Origin of the sequence: Enterococcus sp. AZ179, from assembly GCF_050498885.1 — a bacterium.
GTDB classification, from domain to species: domain Bacteria; phylum Bacillota; class Bacilli; order Lactobacillales; family Enterococcaceae; genus Enterococcus_D; species Enterococcus_D entomosocium.
On record NZ_JBMHEO010000001.1, the window covers coordinates 705,137 to 723,857 of the forward strand.

At 41.0% G+C, this 18,721-nt stretch carries 16 protein-coding genes; 1 reads left to right on the forward strand and 15 read right to left on the reverse strand.

Annotated elements, in window-relative coordinates; translation table 11 throughout:
- Positions 1–15 precede the first annotated feature (15 nt).
- The 10 genes from IGI88_RS03420 to IGI88_RS03465 all read right to left on the reverse strand — a co-directional run bounded on the left by IGI88_RS03420 (position 16) and on the right by IGI88_RS03465 (position 12,236).
- Positions 16–801, reverse strand: coding sequence for a tyrosine-protein phosphatase (locus IGI88_RS03420; protein WP_429960206.1), 786 nt, complete (start codon positions 799–801; stop codon positions 16–18).
- A 3-nt stretch (positions 802–804) separates the two neighbouring features.
- Complete coding sequence (locus IGI88_RS03425) at positions 805–2,685, reverse strand: BglG family transcription antiterminator (protein ID WP_429960207.1); 1,881 nt, start codon at positions 2,683–2,685, stop codon at positions 805–807.
- Positions 2,686–2,929: 244 nt separating this feature from the next.
- On the reverse strand, positions 2,930–3,955 hold the full coding sequence (locus IGI88_RS03430; RefSeq protein WP_005234088.1) for a LacI family DNA-binding transcriptional regulator: 1,026 nt from the start codon (positions 3,953–3,955) through the stop codon (positions 2,930–2,932).
- A 3-nt stretch (positions 3,956–3,958) separates the two neighbouring features.
- Positions 3,959–6,085, reverse strand: a complete 2,127-nt coding sequence (locus IGI88_RS03435) for a glycoside hydrolase family 65 protein (RefSeq protein ID WP_429960208.1) — start codon at positions 6,083–6,085, stop codon at positions 3,959–3,961.
- Positions 6,072–6,908: a carbohydrate ABC transporter permease gene (locus IGI88_RS03440; RefSeq protein ID WP_016612747.1), complete on the reverse strand. Its 837-nt coding sequence runs from the start codon at positions 6,906–6,908 to the stop codon at positions 6,072–6,074. Before IGI88_RS03440 ends, IGI88_RS03435 begins: the two co-directional genes overlap by 14 nt.
- Before the next feature lie 5 nt (positions 6,909–6,913).
- Complete coding sequence (locus IGI88_RS03445; RefSeq protein ID WP_008380619.1) at positions 6,914–7,822, reverse strand: carbohydrate ABC transporter permease; 909 nt, start codon at positions 7,820–7,822, stop codon at positions 6,914–6,916.
- Between the two features lie 62 nt (positions 7,823–7,884).
- The gene (locus tag IGI88_RS03450) at positions 7,885–9,162 is read right to left on the reverse strand and encodes a sugar ABC transporter substrate-binding protein (RefSeq protein ID WP_005234084.1); all 1,278 of its coding nucleotides are present in this window, start codon (positions 9,160–9,162) and stop codon (positions 7,885–7,887) included.
- 11 nt (positions 9,163–9,173) lie between these two features.
- Positions 9,174–11,501 carry a glycoside hydrolase family 65 protein gene (locus IGI88_RS03455; protein WP_429960209.1) on the reverse strand — a complete coding sequence of 776 codons (2,328 nt, stop codon included), beginning with the start codon at positions 11,499–11,501 and terminating at the stop codon, positions 9,174–9,176.
- A 50-nt stretch (positions 11,502–11,551) separates the two neighbouring features.
- On the reverse strand, positions 11,552–11,845 hold the full coding sequence (locus IGI88_RS03460) for a hypothetical protein (protein WP_005234082.1): 294 nt from the start codon (positions 11,843–11,845) through the stop codon (positions 11,552–11,554).
- Positions 11,823–12,236, reverse strand: a complete 414-nt coding sequence (locus IGI88_RS03465; RefSeq protein WP_005234081.1) for an RDD family protein — start codon at positions 12,234–12,236, stop codon at positions 11,823–11,825. The genes IGI88_RS03460 and IGI88_RS03465 overlap by 23 nt, the downstream gene beginning before the upstream one ends.
- A 229-nt stretch (positions 12,237–12,465) precedes the next feature.
- On the opposite strand from IGI88_RS03465, the gene IGI88_RS03470 reads away from it, so the two are divergent.
- Positions 12,466–13,680, forward strand: a complete 1,215-nt coding sequence (locus IGI88_RS03470; RefSeq protein WP_429960210.1) for an amidohydrolase family protein — start codon at positions 12,466–12,468, stop codon at positions 13,678–13,680.
- Between the two features lie 91 nt (positions 13,681–13,771).
- Here IGI88_RS03470 and rbsK read toward each other — a convergent pair whose 3' ends face one another.
- From rbsK to IGI88_RS03495, 5 genes are all read right to left on the reverse strand, one after another.
- Positions 13,772–14,701, reverse strand: a complete 930-nt coding sequence (gene rbsK / locus IGI88_RS03475; RefSeq protein WP_429960211.1) for a ribokinase — start codon at positions 14,699–14,701, stop codon at positions 13,772–13,774.
- Positions 14,702–14,705: 4 nt separating this feature from the next.
- A complete protein-coding gene (locus tag IGI88_RS03480) occupies positions 14,706–15,149 on the reverse strand; it encodes a GNAT family N-acetyltransferase (RefSeq protein WP_140965277.1) in 444 nt (147 codons plus the stop codon).
- Between the two features lie 55 nt (positions 15,150–15,204).
- Positions 15,205–16,575, reverse strand: a complete 1,371-nt coding sequence (dcuC, locus tag IGI88_RS03485; protein WP_005234077.1) for a C4-dicarboxylate transporter DcuC — start codon at positions 16,573–16,575, stop codon at positions 15,205–15,207.
- 12 nt (positions 16,576–16,587) lie between these two features.
- On the reverse strand, positions 16,588–17,508 hold the full coding sequence (rihC, locus tag IGI88_RS03490) for a ribonucleoside hydrolase RihC (protein ID WP_008380607.1): 921 nt from the start codon (positions 17,506–17,508) through the stop codon (positions 16,588–16,590).
- 140 nt (positions 17,509–17,648) lie between these two features.
- Positions 17,649–18,662 (reverse strand): LacI family DNA-binding transcriptional regulator, encoded by a 1,014-nt coding sequence (locus IGI88_RS03495; RefSeq protein ID WP_008380606.1) that lies wholly within the window; start codon positions 18,660–18,662, stop codon positions 17,649–17,651.
- Positions 18,663–18,721: the final 59 nt, after the last annotated feature.

Consider the following 18,721-nt stretch of genomic DNA (forward strand, 5'->3'; position numbering starts at 1 on the left):
AAGGTCCTCCTTCACTTAATCCCGCAAGTATTTATCTTTAAGCAGCTGGATTTTCTGCTGTGAAAAACCCAGTTCTTCTTTTACATACGTTTCAATCCCCCCATGAGCCTCAATCAAATCCAAAGCGGTTTGTAAAAAACACCGATCAGCTTCTTTGAAGTATCGCATTGCTGCCACAAAATCGGGGTTGTTCGTTTCTTCTTGTATCTGCTTGAGACTCTTGGTATTTTTCTCCCTTTTGTACTCGTTGGTCAGCAGGTAATCTTCCATGACCTCTTCATAACTGACACCCAACAGTAACTGAATCAGGGCAACCCCATACCCGGTGCGGTCTTTGCCACCACGACAGTGCTGAACCACTGCACCTTCAGCTTCCAAATGAATGGCCAATACTTCTTTAAAAACGGTCTTGCATTGACTGTTTTCAACAAATTCATAATTTTGCCGAATCATCAATTCTTTTGCAACTTCGGCGGTGATTTTTTCTGCAGAAAGCGCCATTGGCTCCCCTTCTTCTGAAGAAGCTAAAGTAGCAATATCAGCAATCGGTGTCAAATAAAGCACCTGAGCATTCCCAATGGGTTTGTCTTCATTGTCTGCTCTTTCTTGGGCATTGCGGTAGTCAATAATTTTCTCAATTCCCAGAGCTGCTAATTTTTTCTGATCAGCTTCTGTCAATTTGCTCAATTCGTCTGAGCGGTATAGTTTTCCAGTCACTACGTATTTGCCCTCTTTGGTCCGATAGCCGCCAAAATCGCGAAAATTATACGCACCTTCTAAGGTTACTTTTTCATTTGTCATACACTACTCCTTTAAATAATTAATGAACGTCATAAAGTCCGTTGTCGCAGCTAGTTTGTTTACTTTATCCAACGAAGAACATTGTTTGATCAAATGATCATTCAGCGGTTTCACTTTTAAGTGATCTTGTTCAGCAATCACTAATAAGAAAACGAGACGAACCGTCTGTTTGCACCAGAACACTGGCTTTTTCAAGTTTGCAACGGCAATCACCGTTTCTGCACCAATCAGCGCATTGGGATGAGGGAAAGCGACTGACGGTAAGAAATCGGTTCCAAAAAAGGCTTCTCGTTCAAAAACCAACGTTTCAAAATTCTCAGGCATTGAATACTGTTCTTTGATTTGTTGGCATAAAAAATGCAACACCGCTTCTTTTGTTTCAAATTCTTGTTCACAGATGAATAACGATTCCTTAAAGTAGTTCAAAAGCACTTCTTCTGTGAAGACAGCGGCCAATGCGGCTTCGATCTTTTTGATCATATCCGGTTGCATAAAATAATCAACACTCATAACAGGAATCGTTCCTTCGAAAGGAAGTGGAATCGAAGAAAAGATAAAATCGAACTCCTGCTCTTCGATCATTTGCAAAAATTCATATTGATTGCATACCGTGACTTTCTTGATATAATTGCGAAAATAAAACTCAAATTTCTCTTTAAGGAAGGTATTGGCCGCTCGGCCGAGGTCATTGACCACTAAAATATACTTGCGCTGTGTTTGCGAATTTTTCTTATTTAAAGCCACATCAAAGTGCATCGCCAAATAGCTGAGTTCATGATCACTGATGGTCTTTTCAAATTGCTTTGCAATGACTTGACCGGCAATGATGGCTAAATCATAAGCGACATTACAGTGTACCTTCACCTCATTCAACAAAGGATTTTTCAGCTCGATCCCCAATTCGATCCGATCGATCAGCGGAGCAAAGTGCAACATCAACATCGTTTGCAGATCCAAGTCTTTGCTGAAATCGATTTGGCGGCTTTCCTTGATCGCTTTTAAAATTTTGCTGACCAATTCTGCTGCTTCATCTGAAACAGTCATCTTTTCATTTCTAGGGACTACTCGTTTGCCAACGATTTGCCCTAAAACATAATTTCGCTCGTATTCGGTAAAATGTACAGCACACTCTTTTTCAATTCTGGCGATGATTCGCTCTCCTAGTAATGTCTGCTCATCATTGGTCCTGCCGCTGATCGGTAGGTTTCGATCTAAGTAGCGGCCGCTTTGCATGCGTAAGACAGCGATCGCTAAATGATTCACCAGATTGTTCAAAATAGCCTCCGACATGGGGTAGGCTTTTTGCGAAAACTCCGTCGAAACGATCGCTTTTATCTGCTGGTGAAGAAGCGACGGTGTATCTTCGCTGATTGTGCCCTCTTCTAACTGCTTGATATGGGTTCTTTGCAAATAATTACTAGCCATAAACCGTCTCAAGTCAAATTCGCTACCGCTAAGTTTCATTCCGTAATACGGCTTCGTTTGAATGGAGAGCTGGTAATGGCTTAGTATCCGTCGCAGCTTTTTCAATTCTTGAGATAGCTTACTCTGAGAAATGAATAAGCGTTCGCAAAGCATTTCGGATTTAATATACGTTTCTTCTTGAATAAAGAATTCAATAATTCTAGAAACAAAGTCGTCATTGTGGGACGCTTGTTCTTTCCTTCGCTGAAAAGCTTCTTCGTTCGTTATTTGTAAATACAACCCACTCCCTTTTTTCGCTTGAATCATACAACCGTATCGTTCTTGATGCTGGTTGATTTCTTCTGCATAACGGCGAACGGTTTTTCTGCTAACACCCAACTCGGCAGCAGCCGCTTTACTCGTCATAAAACCGTCATGCTCCGAAAGTGTTCTTAACAACAATAGGCTTAATTTTTCCATCTCTCTCTCCCTCGCTTACTAGTTTAGAGTCAAACCCAAGCAACCTCCATAGGTATATCTTCCCTTTCATTAAGGGAAATTTCTACAAGAAGTTGCTTGCCTTGTGCTTTGCTTCTTATCAAAAAAACGAATGGTCGTGACTTTCACTTTGTTGTTGCCACATATGACCGACCAATTTGTTTGAGTTTTCTTCTCCACAAAAAAAGACATGATCTTCACTCAATGAAGGTCATGTCTTTTTTATTTAGCGAACCTCGCTGATTTTCTCTACCGACTGTCGCACTTTTAATTGATGGGGACTAATTTTTCGATGGCTCGTTTCTGCTTGATTGGTGATGATGTCTGCTAGTAATTCAGCTGCTTCATAACCGATTCGTTCCATATCTTGGGCAACGGTTGTTAATTCAGGCGTTACGTAGCTAGCCAAAATAATATCATCGAACCCGATGACCGAAATATCTTCAGGAACCCGCAAGCCCATGTCTTTGATTCCTCGTATCGCTCCGATTGCCATAATATCACTAGCACAGAACAGTGCAGTGATTTCTTGATTGTTTTCTAACAGATTTTTACAAATCAAATAGGCAATTTCTTCTTCATAGTTGGCGTACTGGATATACGACTCATTCACTAACAAGCCATGCGCTGCCAAAGAAGCGCGGTAGCCTTTTTCTCTAAGTTCACTGACATTGGCATCACGACTCCCGTTGATCATGCCAATTTGTCGATGATTATTGGCAATCAAAAAATCCACAGCTTCTTGCGCCGCTTTTTCATTGTCAATCGAAACCAAGCCGATCTTAGGATTGTCGATTTCCATATCAATCAGAACTGTCGGCAAAGAGGTTTGCTGTACTTCCTGGTAGTAAGGATCGGTGGTTTTTAACCCTTGGATCACTACACCAGTGATATTGTGCTCATTGCAGAACTGACTAAACGTCTTTTGCTTTTGTTTCTCAGTACTTGTCCCATAAAAGACAAACTCAAAATCTGACTGATCCGTATAACGATAGACCCCATTCAACACTTCCAAAGGCATCGTTGATTTTCGGTTGAAATTCAACTCATTTAAAATCAAGGCGATGGTTTGTTGTTTCTTCGAAGACAGTGTCCTTGCTGCCATGTTTGGGGAATAGTCTAATTCTTTCGCTATTTTTAAAATTTCTTGCTTGGTTTGTTGGTTGATATCACTATACCCGTTAAAAACTTTGGATACAGTCGCTATTGATACACCGGCTGCCTTTGCCACATCGCGAATCGTTGTTCGCATTTGCTATCTCTCCTTTATCCAAATACCACCATCAGTCTTCGTAGCGAGCAATTGGGTTGTCTCCGCTAACTGACAGTCAATATCGCGATCCTTTAAACTGATTTTAACAGGTTCTCCTTGATAAAAGAGCGTAAATTTTAGTTCTTTTATTTTCTGTGGCAAATGATTCGCTAATCGCAGGCCTTGATCGTAATACAACCCTGCAAAACCGTAAATCAAGCTCAGCCAACTTCCCCCCATATTTGCTGCGTGAATGCCATCGACAACATTTTTTTGGAGATCCGTTAAATCCATTAAAGCCGTATCCATAAAATAACGATAGGCTTTTTCAGAATCCCCGATTCGACTCGCCATCACGCTAAAAATAGAACGAGACAAGGAGGAATCATGCGTCGTCACTTGTTCGTAATAGTCATAATCTTTTTTTAATTGCTCAAGACTGAAGTCTCCTGTATAGAGCATTTGGGCTAAAACCGTATCGGCTTGCTTACAGACTTGATGTTTGTAGATGACCATTGGATGATAATGCAGCAGGAGAGGATACTTTTCAGCAGGTGTAGTCTCAAATGGCCAGACTGCTTGTTCTAAGAATCCATCGTCTTGCTTCGTAATCCCTCGCTGTTCATCGTAACCAAAGTACATTAAGTCGGCTGCTTGCTGCCAAGCACTAATTATTTCTTGGTATTTACCATACCGCTGTGCTAACTCAATGGCATAATATAGATTATTTTGAACCATTTTATTCGTATAAAAATTATTATTAACAAGGGCACTGTACTCATCAGGTCCAGTCACTCCATTGATGCAAAAGGCAAGTTTGCCCTCTTTTTCTACTAGATCGCCATAGCTCAACCAGAATTTCGCCGTTTCAAAAACAACTTCACTGCCAACCGTTTCGATGAATGCCTGGTCGCCAGTCACTCGTTCATACAATTGGAATGCATAAACGATATCCGCATTGATATGGACTTGGGCAGTTCCCGCTGGATAATAAGCACTCGTCTCATTTCCATCAATTGTTCGCCAAGCAAACAAAGCACCCTCTTGGCTTAGCTCCTGCGCCCGTTGTTTGGCTTGCGGCAAGATCTTCCCGCGATAGGAAAGCAATGCCTTGGCTATTTCAGGGTTCGTGAAAATAAAAAATGGCAACAGATACATTTCCGTATCCCAGAAGTAATGCCCTTCATATCCCTCGCCAGTCAATCCTTTGGCTGCGAAATTTGTTCTGCCGTCTCGCCCCGCACCTTGATTCAAATGAAACAAATTGAACCGAATGCCTTTTTGAAGAACTGGATCTCCTTCGATTTGGATATCACTTGCCGCCCAAAATTGCTGATAACTTTGTTGCTGCTCTTGCAAGAGAACTTCAAAATCGGCTAACTCTTGGTTAAAAGGTGTTTCGTGATTTTGATTATCTTCAAGTAGTTTCATTTGGAAAACCGTCGTAAGCGTTTCCTCTGCTTGTAATTGCTTTTCGCCATTGATCACTCGAATTGCTATACTTCGTTGACTATTTTCAGCAGTCCAAATCGCATAATCCTGATAATCAGCTTTTCGTAAGTGATGTGCTTTACTAGCAACCCGAGGATCATCTGTTTGAACAATTGCTGCTTTTTGTTCTAACGGATGTGTTATGGAAATTGGCTCTGAGAAATTGGTGTTCTTAATTTGATACTGACAGACGTAAAGTTCACTTCGTGTCACAGAGGCAAACGACTGCATCACCAATTCAAAAGTTTTACCTAGTGGCGTTACTACTTTATAGGATTCATCCAACACGCCTTTTTCCAAATCCAAAGTCATTTGTATAGGCTTTACTTGCCATTCTGAAGCACTAGAGTCCTCGTCACCAATCTGTAAACGTACGCCTCTTAGATTCGGCAGCTTGATGATCGTCTGATGCTCTTTGGCATAGCCGTATGCCCACTCACCATATTGGATCGTCTCACTATCAAAAAAACCATTAACAAAGGAGCCTGGGTTTCCCTCGTAAAGCTCATTGACTTTTAAGGGGTGACCTGCACGCACGCCAATTTGACCATTGCCAACTGCAAACAATGTTTCTAAGTATTCAGGGGTTTGATGAGAAAGTTCCTGTGCTCTTACTTTAAATGAATCATTTTTCGCCATCCATTCGCACTCCTTGTAAGAAATATTTGTTGAACAGCAAGTAAATGATCACAATGGGAATGATCGTGATCACACTTGCCGCCATCGTCTGATCCCATCGTACACCACCATTTCGACTTTGGAAAGTCTGCAACCCTAGAGTCAAAGTATATTTACTTGGCGTGGTCAAATAGAGCATTGGTTTCATGAATTCATTCCAAAAGCCCATAAAAATAAAGACAGCTTGTGTTGCGATGGATGGTTTTGCTAATGGCATCACGATACGAAAGAATGTTTGAAATCTGCCGAGACCATCGATTGCCGCAGCTTCTTCCACATCTTTTGGAAAAGATAAAAAGAATTGACGCATCATAAAGATATTCCCGATGTTGATCGCAGCTGGTAAAATCAACGCTGAAAAACTATCTAACATTCCTAGATTCATCAAGATTAAGTAATTTGGAATCAACAAAACCTGAGCTGGCACCATCATCAATGCCAAAAATCCATAGTAAATTCGTTCACGCCCCGGAAAATTTAATCTTGCTAAGGCATAACCTGCCATCGTATTTAATAAAATATTGATGGTCGTTCCAATAACGGATATAATCACGGAGTTTAGAAACCAGCGCATAAACAAAGAAGAGCGCCCCAAGACATATCGAAAATTGTCTAAAGTAAACTCATTGGGGATCAAACTCATATCCCCAGAAACAATTTCTCTATAGGGTTTGAAAGATGCAGCAATTGCCCAGACAAAAGGATAAAAGGTCAGTACTGCATAAAGAATCAAGATCGTATAGAGCAAGATCTTTAAAATTTTTGTTTTCTCTTTTCCTCTCACGGACGTTACCCTCTTTCTTTGTTCAATTTTTCTGCTAAAAGTGACGTGATAAAGATAATAATTGCTAAAACGATCGCTAATGCTGCCGCATACCCCATCGTGTTCATTTGTCCAAAGGCGTATTGGTAAATCATTAGTGACAAGGTCAGAGTCGAATTGTTGGGTCCCCCTGATCCGTTCGAGAAGATATACGCCTGGTCAAACATCTGAAAGGTACCAATGATCCCCGTCAGCAGTACATAGGTAGTGATTGGGCGTAGATAGGGAATCGTGATATACCGTAATTTATCCACGGTTGTCGCACCATCGATCTCTGCTGCTTCGTACAAAGAATGTGGCAGATCAACTAAAGAAGCCAAATAGATTGTCATATAATAAGGCACGGTCGACCAGATATTCATTACCATAATCACTTTCAACGCATAGGCCGGTTCTTGTAAAAAATTGATTGGTTCTGAGTAAAATCCTAAATTCATAAATAAGTCATTGACTGGACCGTAAATATTAAAAATAAACATAAAGATGATCGTCAATGCTGAACTAGAGGTTAAAGTTGGCAAAAAATAAACCATCCGAAACAGTTTCTTCCCCTTGATTCCTTTGCTGCTTAAAATATACGCGATAATCAAAGCAAAAATCGTTTGTAACGGAACGACGACCAAGGCAAACGTGGCCGTATTTCTAAGAGCGATTCGCGCTTTTTGATCGGTGAAGATACGTAAATAGTTTTCTATCCCTTTAAAAGAAAATGTATTGGTAAACAAATTGACGTCGTTGAAAGATAGATAAAAAGCAAAGAGAACAGCTAAGACGAAAAAGATTCCTACGACAATGATTGCTGGAGCCAGAAAGAGCCACGCTTGTCGGATTTCTTGCCATTGGCTTTTTGTATAGTTAGTTTTTTTTCGTTCCATCATGTTGTCACCTTTCCCAAAAGAAAAGAGAGAGGAGTTCCTCTCCCTCGTTCAAATTCAGACTAGTTTGCTGTAATATCTGCGTTCGCTTGTTCATCAGCAGCTTCCATTGCTTCTTCAAAGGTCATGTTTCCATTTAAAGCATTCGGTAAAAAGTTTTGATAGGCTTTGTTGATCGTATCTAAAGTGGTGCCCTTTTGCCAAATCGTTGCATAATCCCAAGCCTCTAGGTGAACATTCAAGTCACTGTTTTCTGTGATTTTAGCCGCATCTGCTACATCTTGACGACTAGGTAATGTCCCGGTTCCTTCAACCCATGCTTGCATACCGCTTTGACCAGTAGCGTGTTGAATCCATTTATCTGCCAAGGCACTTTTTTCAGTCCCAACATATTTTCCCCAACCGACAGAAAACATCATTGACCCTTCCGTTCCTTTATACGTTGGCATTTCTTTTACAACAAAAGGAATATCAGGAAATTCTGTCTTAAGTGTCTCATACACCCAGTTTCCTTCATCCATGATCGCAATTTTTCCAGAACCAAAAGCTTCGCCGTTCCAACCTGTTCCGATATCTTGCGGTGTAACAGCTGCTTTCGTATCGACCAACTCTTTTAAAATCGAAAGATTATCAACTACTGCTGGATCAGCCAAATTAGCCGTCCCATCTTCATTGATTGGTTGAGCATTTTCCCGCGTTGCAAGATGATAGTTGCGAGCCATATCTTGGTTATAGCTCATGGCAAAAACATTTCCGTCACCATACGCCTCATTGATTTTTTCTTGGAACGACGGCAGCCACTCAACATACGCTTCAAGTGTGTCTGGCACTTCATCGATCGACACACCCGCTTCTTCAAAAATCGCTGTATTGAAATAGAGTGCTAAAGTTGACATATCTTTGGGAACAGCCTGCAGTTGTCCATCCGAAGTCGTAAAAGCATCGATCAAGCTATCATAAAACTGCTCACTTTCAAAATTAGCCGGATCCAGCTCTGCAAGTGTGCCATTCTCTGAGAACCATGGGAACATATAGGCATCCACGTAAAAGACATCTGGTGCCGTTCTACCAGCCATGTCAGCTTGAATTTGGGTATTATAATCGGTATATACTTTCTTTTCAACTGTAGCACCCGTTGCTTCTTCAAAAGATTGGATCATTTCATCCAACGATTTTTCTTCTGCCTCGTTGCCACCCCAAACACCGATCGTTAACGAATCCCCCGTGAAATCCGTCTGATCTGTCGAACTACTGGTGTCTTCGTTTCCACCACAAGCTGCCAGCACCACTGCTCCAGACAATAGAAGCCCTGTTCCTACTACTTTTTTCCATCCAGTCATTTTATTTCCCCCTAAAAAGTGATTTTGATTTGTTCTTCAAGCAGATAAACCTTATCAAAAGCGATAAACTCAATCGCTTGCTCCCCATGGTTGGTGACCGTAAAACCTTCCTGTGTGACCTCAATCTTTAATGGCTGTTGGTGCCACATAATACCAAATTCAAGTGCTTCCCAAGCCTTTGGTAAATGTGGTTCGATTCTTAACTGGCCGTCTAAACAACGGACACCACCATAGCCGAAGACCGTCATTTGCCAAATACCGCCGAGTGATGCTGCATGAATCCCTTCATTGGAAGACAGCATATTTTCTCCCATATCAATGTTGATTGCTTGTTGAAACAAATCATAAGAAAGTGCTATTTCCCCTAAATCAGCAGCGAGGATGGCATGTGTCGATAAGGATAAGGAAGAATCATGCAACGTTTTCGGCTCATAGTAATCCCAATTCAACCGTTTCTCTTCTTTTGGAAAAAGGTTCTCAAATAAGAACAAGAGCAAAAGAACATCCGCTTGTTTCGAAACTTGCATCTCGTTGACCTGTTCTAAGTTATACTCATGGAACAGTGTGCCTACTTGCGAATCATTTTTATATTTCGTGAGATCGATCTCTTTTTTCGTCAAATAGGTATCATCTTGCGGGATGATTCCCGCTTCATTCGGTTGCGGTAAATAAATAGCAGCTACTTTTGCTTGCCATTCTTGATAAGCTTCATTTAATGGTAATTTTTCAGCTAGTTTCGTAAATTGTTCTGGCTGGTTCTTTTTCAACTCTTCATACAATGAAATAGCTAATTGAATGTTCCAGTGCGCAGTATGATTCGTGAAAGCATTATTATCGACATGCTCCTTATATTCATCTGGTCCGACTACGTCTAAAATTTCAAAGCGCTGGTTTTCTTCGGACCACTCTAAACGACTCGCCCAGAAGATCGCCGTATCAAAAATCACTTCATAGCCTTTTTCCCATGCAAATTGTTGATCATTCGTTACATCAATAAATTGTTTGATGCCGTAGGTGACATCGCTGGTAATATGCTGTTCAATAAATCCTGACCAAATTTTCGTTGGTAAGCCCGTAAGGATATCCGCAGCGCCCCAAACTGGCGTAGTCTCACCATCTTCAGGCCAAGCAGCTTCCCACGGAAATTGGGCGCCTTGATAGCCGTTATCAGTAGCTTTTTTATGGGCACCAGCCAAACCTAAATAGCGATAAGTCACTAATTTTTTGGCGATTTCTGGGTGTGTGAAGGTAAAATATGGCAGCATAAAAATCTCTGTATCCCAAAAGGTATGTCCTTTGTACCCTTCCCCAGATAGGCCTTTGGCACCTATGTTCATGCGTTCGTCATGGGCTGGTGTCATCACATGTAGATGATATTTTGCAAAATGAATCGCTAATTGATCTAGTGTGTTCTCTGTCTTGATTTTGATTGGAAAGACGGACCAGACTTCTTTGTCCCATGCCGCTGCTGAAGCTTTTGCTAATTCCTGATAGCCGTTTTTGCGAATCTCTTTCAGCTCTTCAAGGGCAATCTTCTTCAAATCTTGTGGTGTCTTTCCTAAATGCTCTTTATCGATCGTGGTATAAACAGAAGAAAACTTCTCAAGCTTCAACGTCTCATTAGGTGCCAAGGTTTGCCAGTAACGATTGTAGATTTTCCGTCTTCCCATCTCGATCCGCTTCTTGGTTCCATCATAGCAATCTTCTGTTTTTTCTAGATTATGTGCTGTCGAAAGAACAAAGGCGATCTTAGATTGAGTGGTCTTTGGCATCATTTGTAAGAAACGATTTTCTGTTAATGATTTGTCACCTTCAGTAAAATGCTGTGAGCCGCTATTTGTCTTTTGTCCGTCAATACCAGAAATAATTTCCAACGTGACTTCTTTTCCTAAATTTTCGACCAGCACTTGTTGCGCAAACACATGCTTTTGGGCAAAGGAAACACATCGCTTAAAGGTCAGTTCGACATTAATCTGACCATGTTTCCATTGAAAGGAGCGCGTGAGTTCCCCAGTTCTCAAATTTAAGACACGTGAATAGTTTGAATATTTGCCTTTTGATAAATCTAATCGTTCGCCATCAAAAAGGAGCTCCATTCCAATCATATCCGGCACATTAGGAAGCTCAGTCACTTCATTTTCGTCGAATTTATTAAAGGTTCCTGCAACAAAAAGATTACGCGTTTCGCCAACATATTTCTCTTCTGTCACAGAGCGCATCCCCAGATACCCGTTGCCCAAACACATGATGGCTTCTGCTTTGCCTAACCATTTTGTATCAAAGGTCTTTTCCGTAATTTTCCAAGGGTCTTCTTTTAAATACTGCATCGCTGTCTCCATTTTTTCCTCCTACTTCTTCAGAAAACGTTTTAGTTTCTTTCAAAAATTTTTTATTTATAAAAATAGTTATTGGACCGAAACAAAAGTACAATCAAGCCCATGAAATAACTACCAATTACTAGGACAATTGCTGCGTTAAGAAACACCCATCCTACGATCAAGTGGAGTGGCGCATAGTAAGCATAATCTCTAATTATTTTTGCGGCTTGGTATTCGTTTCGCCACTTCCAAGCAATAAGACTAGCACTAGCCCAAGCAAAAATAACTAACAAAAGTAGCGCTTGTGTATTGATCTCCAATAAAGGATTCCCTGTTAACAACTCATCGAAGGAGGTTTCGTTCATACTGATCATTCCCCTGTTTCTTATTGAACCCCACTACACTTTGTCCTAAAATGTCGTGTAACGTTTTTTTCGTACCTAGATAGAGGAAGAAAGAACCAGTGAAAAACAACCAACCGATCATTGGTAAAAAGTAGAGCAATTTTGCTACTTCCCTCATTCCTACAGTTAATAAATTACGTTGATTCGTAAAAACAACGAGTTTCGCAAAATGTTTGCCAATCGTTTTCCCCTCAAAACTACTCAAACAAATCATGTTGTAGACCACAAAGAGAAGTTGTGGCAAGACAATCGTTACTCCAGCAGGTACCATTAGGAGATAGCTAAGCATGGTACTTGGTAAAAAAATGATCATGCAATCAATCAAAAATGCTAGCAATCTTAGTAACAGCATATTTGTCCCCCTTTTTTCGAAAACCTTTTCGTTACATCCACATATTACCAGACATCTTTTCTCTATTCAAGCGTTCTCATAAAAAATAATTTTTATTTTTTTCGATTTCCTAATGGAAAATCGCGTAAATACTAAAACGTTTTAGATTGTCTGTTTTTTTGCAAGCGATTTGGTTGGGAACCAGCTTTACTTGTGATACCATGAAGCAAATACGAAAGAAGGCGATTTCTTGGATTTATGGCTTACAAATGTACAACTTGAGACGAGTTATTTAAAAGAAGACGATTGGTCTTATGGAACCAAAACAGAAAATACAGCAATCGGGATCAATGATGGAAAAATAGCGGAGATCGTGCCGATGACCGAATGGCAGGCATCAAGCGAAGCGACGATCATTGATGGGGGAAATCAGTTATTGTTGCCAGGATTGATCGAAAAACATTGTCATTTGGACAAAAGTAAATTAGGTACTCCTTGGCGTCCAGTAACGCCGGCAGCTAGCTTGGTGGAACGATTTGAAACTGAGATTCCCCAATTAGATGCCTTGCCGTTATCGATCAAAGAACGCGGACAAGCGCTGATCGATTTAGAACTGCCTCATGGTGCGGTGATGTTCCGCTCACATATTGATATTGAACCAATGACTCAGCTGCGTTATTTTGATGCGATTACCGAATTAGTTGCCGAACAACCTTTTGGCTCGGAGTTGGTCTTATTCCCACAACATGGCTTATTGCGCTCAAATGCTGCTTCTTTGATTGAAGAAGCCTTAGCAACGGGCAAAGCATCTTTTATTGGCGGTGTTGATCCTTATACACTCGATCAAGATTACCAGGCTTCCTTACGGACAACTTTTGAACTTGCTCAAAAAGGACATGTCGGGATTGACCTCCATCTTCACGATCGGCAAGAAGCTGGCAGAGCGACCGTCAAAGAAATGATTCGTTTGACGAAGGAATTCAATATGCAAGGAAATGTGGCGATCAGTCACGCCTTTGGTCTAAATGACTTTGAAGGCACAGAACGCAAAGAAGTCTTTCAAGCCTTAGCAGATTTAGAGATCCACATCATTTCAAGTATTCCCATCAGCCCTGGCACGATTCCACCGCTTAAGGAATTGCAAAGCTATGGCGTTGCTGTTCATATTGGTTGCGACAACGTCTATGATTCTTGGTCTTCTCTAGGAGATGGTTCTTTACAAGAAAAACTGGCCCGCTATTTAGAGATTTTTGCCGTCAAAAGTCAGGAAGACTTGACGCAAGCATTAGGTTTAGTCACGGATGGCAAAGTCCCGTTGGATAAAAACGGTGCGCAGCAATGGCCTAAGGTTGGTGATTCGGCTGATTTCTTACTGACACCAGCTACTTGTACGGCAGAATTCGTTGCCCGTAAAGGCTTCGTCAGCAAAAGCTTTTATCAAGGAACAGTTGTTTTCACCGCATAAATCTTACCTATATAAAAGGCATCTGCGCTTCTTTTTAGAGGCGCAGATGCCTTTTTTCAGGAATAGTCGTTTGCTAATTGTACATAGTCTTTCAGGTAAATGAATCAACCTGCTGCTTCATAAACTCTTCTATTTCACTTTTTAGTGGCATTCCTGTTTGAGCCCCCAGCTTTTGAACGGACAGACTAGCTCCATTATTCGCCATACAAACGGCTTCATAAAAATCGGCTCCTTCCCCTAAAGCTGCTGCCAAGATGCCATTAAAGGTATCCCCCGCACCGGTAGTGTCTACAACTGAAACTTTGTTCGATGGAATCGTCACAACTTGTGACTTTTCTACAAATGTTACCCCTTTGCTTCCTCGTGTGACAACGATTCGCGTGGCATATTTTTTTTGCCAATCAGCAATGACCTGCTCAATTTCGTCTTCCAAAATGGCCTCTTTACCGATCAAAGCGGCAAATTCCGTTTCATTTGGTGTCAAAATATCAATATACGGCAGGAGTTCCGGTACGATTTCATTGTAAGGAGCAGGATTCAAAATCGTTAGAACTCCTTTTTTCTTGGCAAGAATCAATGCTTGTTTGATTGTTTCCACAGGAATTTCCAGTTGAGTAAGTAAGATATCCCCTTGTGAAAGTTCACTGATTGTTTGCTGAACGTAGGCTTCATCGATCAGTCCATTCGCACCGGGGACGACAGTGATACAATTATCCTCTGCTAATTTAAAAATACTCGCAATTCCTGTGAACATATTTTTTTCACGGGAAACAGCCGATAAATCGAGAGCTTCTCTGCTGAGGTGCTGAAGAACCTTTTCCCCAAAAGTATCTTCCCCGATTTTCCCTAAAAATTTTGTTGATGCACCGTAACGAGAAGCTGCTACTGCTTGATTTGCTCCTTTGCCCCCGACAAAATAATCAATTTGCTCCCCAATGATCGTTTCGCCGATCCTCGGCATTCGTGTTGTCGTGATCACGATATCCATGTTCACACTACCTAAAATCGTTATATTACTCAAAAAATCACCTATTTCTCTTGAATATATAAAAAGGACCAAAGGCTTCCCGACCCTCAATGGTCGTTTCACCAACCTTTAAAAACCCTGTTTTTACAAATAATCGCTGCATGGGCAGATTGGTATGATTTGTGATTGAAAGAAGTGTTTCCCCTTCATCACACTGTTGTTCCAAACAGCTTCTGATCCACTGGCGGCCAAAGCCTTGCCCCGCTTGAGATGGTCTCGCAACGAGTCGCTGAATCGTTCTTATCCCATGATATTCTTTGCTACAATTTGACAATGAGTCAACTGACAAAACACCGGCACTTACAATGTTTTTATTTTCATCCTTCAACACAAACAGTTCCTTTTTCTCGATATCCTTCGCTAAGATTTCTAGGGAGGGATAAGTATCAGTCCACTGGTAGATTTTCCTTCTATTCATCTGCTGCTTTGCTTCGATGAACATTTGAAAAATCTCTGCTAATTCTTGTCGTGACGCCCTTTGAGGTTCATTCATGACTCTAGTAAGGGAGCAATACCAACGACAAAATGACCACTGCTATAATCCCAACGATCGTTGGAACGCTGGTTCGTTTCAGTAACCGAACAGGGCTGACGTCGATTGAAGAAGACACAATCATAATTACAGCGGCAACTGGTGAGATCGTTCTGCCAAGATTGGCGATCATCTGCATTGGCAAGGCGATCAAAATCCCGTCAATTCCCGCTTTAGCGGCAATATCGGGAATCAGTTCAATCACAGCGTAAAACATCGCCAATCCTCCGCCACTCAAAATACCGAACAATGCGGTTGCGCCGCTGAATATCAATGCCGTTAACACGCCAGCAGATTGAGAATTTTCTACCGCACTCATTAGTGAATCAATCACTCCTAAGCTTTGGATAGCTGTGGTAAATAATGATCCACCCACAACCAACATGACTACTTGACTAAACCCTTGTCCCATTCCTTTGAATAGTTCCACTGCACTTTCTTGCGCGATTTTGAAAGATTTCTTTCTCAAACATTCAATCAGTAATGCGACAAAAAAGGAAATCATCGTTAGGACGAAAATATCCATTGTTACACCTTCTTTGAATATACCGATTATACCAACGATAATGATTAACACCAAAGGAAGGAGTGGTAAAATTGCATAAAATCCAGGAACAGCCGTTTCTTCTGACTTACTTTCAATTTCTTTTAGTTCTACAAAGGCATCTTTGCCTTCTTTTTTATCACAATACGTTTGCCAAAAGTAATGAACAATGGCCATGATCAGCAATGTTGGGATGGAAATTTTCGCATGGTACAGAACATAAGTTAAGATGTTGTAATTCAATGTCTGAGCCGCAATCACATTATCCGCACCTAATGGCGTCGGCATGATCGTGGCAGTCATTGCGATAACTCCGGCTGCTGTTAAGGAAGAGATACCAATCCCTTGAAGCAGTGGATAAAGGATTGCCATCAAAATTATTGCCAAACTAGATGCACTTGGGACGACTAACGACATCAAATTCCCTAATAAGAAAACGATCGGAATAAATAATGCCTTAGACTTGATTTTGGTCATTGGCTGAACCAGGATATTGACAGCTTTTTGATTGGCACCAATGAGATTCATATAACCTGAATATCCGAATAAGATCATGATCACTAGACCAGCAGAACTTACTTGAGAGATGATCGTATCTTTAAGCTTTAAAAAAATATCGAATAAGGCCAAGCCAGTCCCTTCGCCTTCTGGGTAAAGCGGATTTCCTAAAGCAACGGATGCACAAAGCAAGACAAGTGCCCCAATAATCAAAATCAATGCTGGATTATAACTCTTAATAATAAAATATCCGACGATCCCCAAAACAACGAGTACTAAAATCGCTTCTATCATTTCTTTCCCCTCCTATTTACACTTGCTGATTGCCTGTAAAAACCATTCTTTAAAGAGCGCTTCATCGATATCGACACAAACACGGCAATTGTTTTTCTGCTTCAGACGATTGTTGAGATCGACAATTGTCGCACCTGCTGTGTAGGCTCCTTGTGTTTCGATCGCAACAAAAGTCTCTTGAACAGTGAACATCTCTGGACACAAAAGATAAGCGATCGCGCAACTGTCATACATTTTCAGCCCCGTGCCAAAACTGCCACCACGGTATTTTTTGAATAATTGAACCATCATATCTCCGGTTTGATTCATTTCTTTGATTTTTGCACTGTCTTCTGGGTAAACAAGCGCTTTGGCGCCCACATCTAATGGTGCTACAGAAAGTGGTAAGCCGCTCTCAAAAACAATCGTTGCAGCCTCGGGGTCAATCGCAATATTGAACTCTGACAATACACCAAAGTTTCCTCTGCCTAAGGCTCCGCCCATTAAAACGATCTCATCGATTTTTTCTTTGACTTCTGGATAAATCTTAAGTAAAAGAGCAATATTCGTTAGAGGACCTAATGCGACAATTGTGATTTTTTCTTTATTCTTTTTGATCGTTTGATACATCGCTTCCACAGCTGAAGTTTCCAGCAGCAATGAACGATCTGGTTCTGGAAATGAATAGCCGGCCATTCCTGTGACCCCATGAACATCGCTGGCATCTTTGACTGCTCGCGTTAGTGGCTGAGATGCACCTTGTGCTGCTGGAATCGACAAATCCCAAAAGGAAAGCAGTTTCAGTAAATTATTGGTGACATGTTCAATACCGACATTTCCGGCCACTGTCGTGATCAACTTGACCTCCAAGACTTCACTAAACAGAGCAATTCCCAACGCAACTGCATCATCGATCCCCGGATCCGTATCAATAATGACTTCTTTTTTTGACATACGTATTCTCCTCTCACCTTTGATAAAACGTTTTATCATTTTTCTAAAAAAAAGCGAACATCTGATAAAGCGTTTTATCTAATGTTCACACAAAGAATAGCATCGTTTTAAAGCGCTGTCAATAGTAAAAAAGAGTTTCGCTAGGAAACTCTTTCAGTCACACTGTTCTTTTTTATCAATCTAGGTGTCAATTGGACGTAACGTGGCTTCTGTCCGCTGATTGCATTCATCAAGGCAAGAACCGTTTTTTCACCTAAATCATTTACATCTTGTTCCACAGACGTTAGAGATACTTCTAAAAGATCATTCAAAACAAGATTGTCGTATCCTACGATCGAAACATCCTCTGGAACCTTGATTCCTAGTTCTTTGGCACGCTTCATAATTCCCAATGCAATCAAGTCGTTGCCAGCAACAATGCCGGTTACATCTCGGTTTTTTAAGAGAATGTCTGCTTTTTCATAGGCGTCTTCAAATTGGAACTTTGTTACCACATGCCAACTGTCTTTTCGTTGGAGATTGAATTCCTTCAGCGCATCTAAATAGCCTTGGTATCGATACACACAATTGATATTTTTATCAGGGTTCATCATCGTGCCGATCTTTTTGTGTCCTTTTTTTATTAGCTCACTGGTAGCAATATATCCCCCATGCCGATTATTATAAAAGACTTGATCGACCTCAAAGTTATCTATTCCTCTATCAACCAAAACGATTGGAACCGAAAGATTCTTCAATCGTTCTTTGGTTTGTACCTCATCCGCGTAGGATTCGGTTGAAAGGGCGATGATCAACGCATCAACGTTGCGGTCAATCAGGAGCTGAATCAATTCCTTCTCAACGTCAACTTTATCATCTGAGTTGACCAAAATCAGCAGATACCCCTGTTTTCGCAGCAAATCTTCTAAGACCTTGGCCAAGTTGGCAAAAAAAGGATTGTTGATATCTGGGATGATCAGTCCGATCGTATTGGTTTTTTTCAAAACCAGGCTTTTAGCCGCAGCATTCGGCGTATAATTGTTTTCTGCCGCCAAGCGCTTGATTTGCTGTTTTTTTTCTTCTGTGATCCGAATCGGTTTGTCATTTAACACTTGAGAAACGGCTGCGATCGATACACCTACTTCTTTTGCAATGTCTTTTAATCTGACTTTCACTGAATACCCCTTTCGCTTTCCTAATTTTGTAAATGAACCAAGCACTCAATCTTATGTTT

Bases quoted from the DNA above. Each gene is read 5' to 3' on its own strand.
- IGI88_RS03420 (WP_429960206.1), bottom strand. From the start codon at position 801: ATGACAAATGAAAAAGTAACCTTAGAAGGTGCGTATAATTTTCGCGAT.
- IGI88_RS03425 (WP_429960207.1), bottom strand. From the start codon at position 2,685: ATGGAAAAATTAAGCCTATTGTTGTTAAGAACACTTTCGGAGCATGAC.
- IGI88_RS03430 (WP_005234088.1), bottom strand. From the start codon at position 3,955: ATGCGAACAACGATTCGCGATGTGGCAAAGGCAGCCGGTGTATCAATA.
- IGI88_RS03435 (WP_429960208.1), bottom strand. From the start codon at position 6,085: ATGGCGAAAAATGATTCATTTAAAGTAAGAGCACAGGAACTTTCTCAT.
- IGI88_RS03445 (WP_008380619.1), bottom strand. From the start codon at position 7,822: ATGGAACGAAAAAAAACTAACTATACAAAAAGCCAATGGCAAGAAATC.
- IGI88_RS03450 (WP_005234084.1), bottom strand. From the start codon at position 9,162: ATGACTGGATGGAAAAAAGTAGTAGGAACAGGGCTTCTATTGTCTGGA.
- IGI88_RS03455 (WP_429960209.1), bottom strand. From the start codon at position 11,501: ATGGAGACAGCGATGCAGTATTTAAAAGAAGACCCTTGGAAAATTACG.
- IGI88_RS03460 (WP_005234082.1), bottom strand. From the start codon at position 11,845: ATGAACGAAACCTCCTTCGATGAGTTGTTAACAGGGAATCCTTTATTG.
- IGI88_RS03465 (WP_005234081.1), bottom strand. From the start codon at position 12,236: ATGCTGTTACTAAGATTGCTAGCATTTTTGATTGATTGCATGATCATT.
- IGI88_RS03480 (WP_140965277.1), bottom strand. From the start codon at position 15,149: ATGTTCATCGAAGCAAAGCAGCAGATGAATAGAAGGAAAATCTACCAG.
- dcuC (WP_005234077.1), bottom strand. From the start codon at position 16,575: ATGATAGAAGCGATTTTAGTACTCGTTGTTTTGGGGATCGTCGGATAT.
- rihC (WP_008380607.1), bottom strand. From the start codon at position 17,508: ATGTCAAAAAAAGAAGTCATTATTGATACGGATCCGGGGATCGATGAT.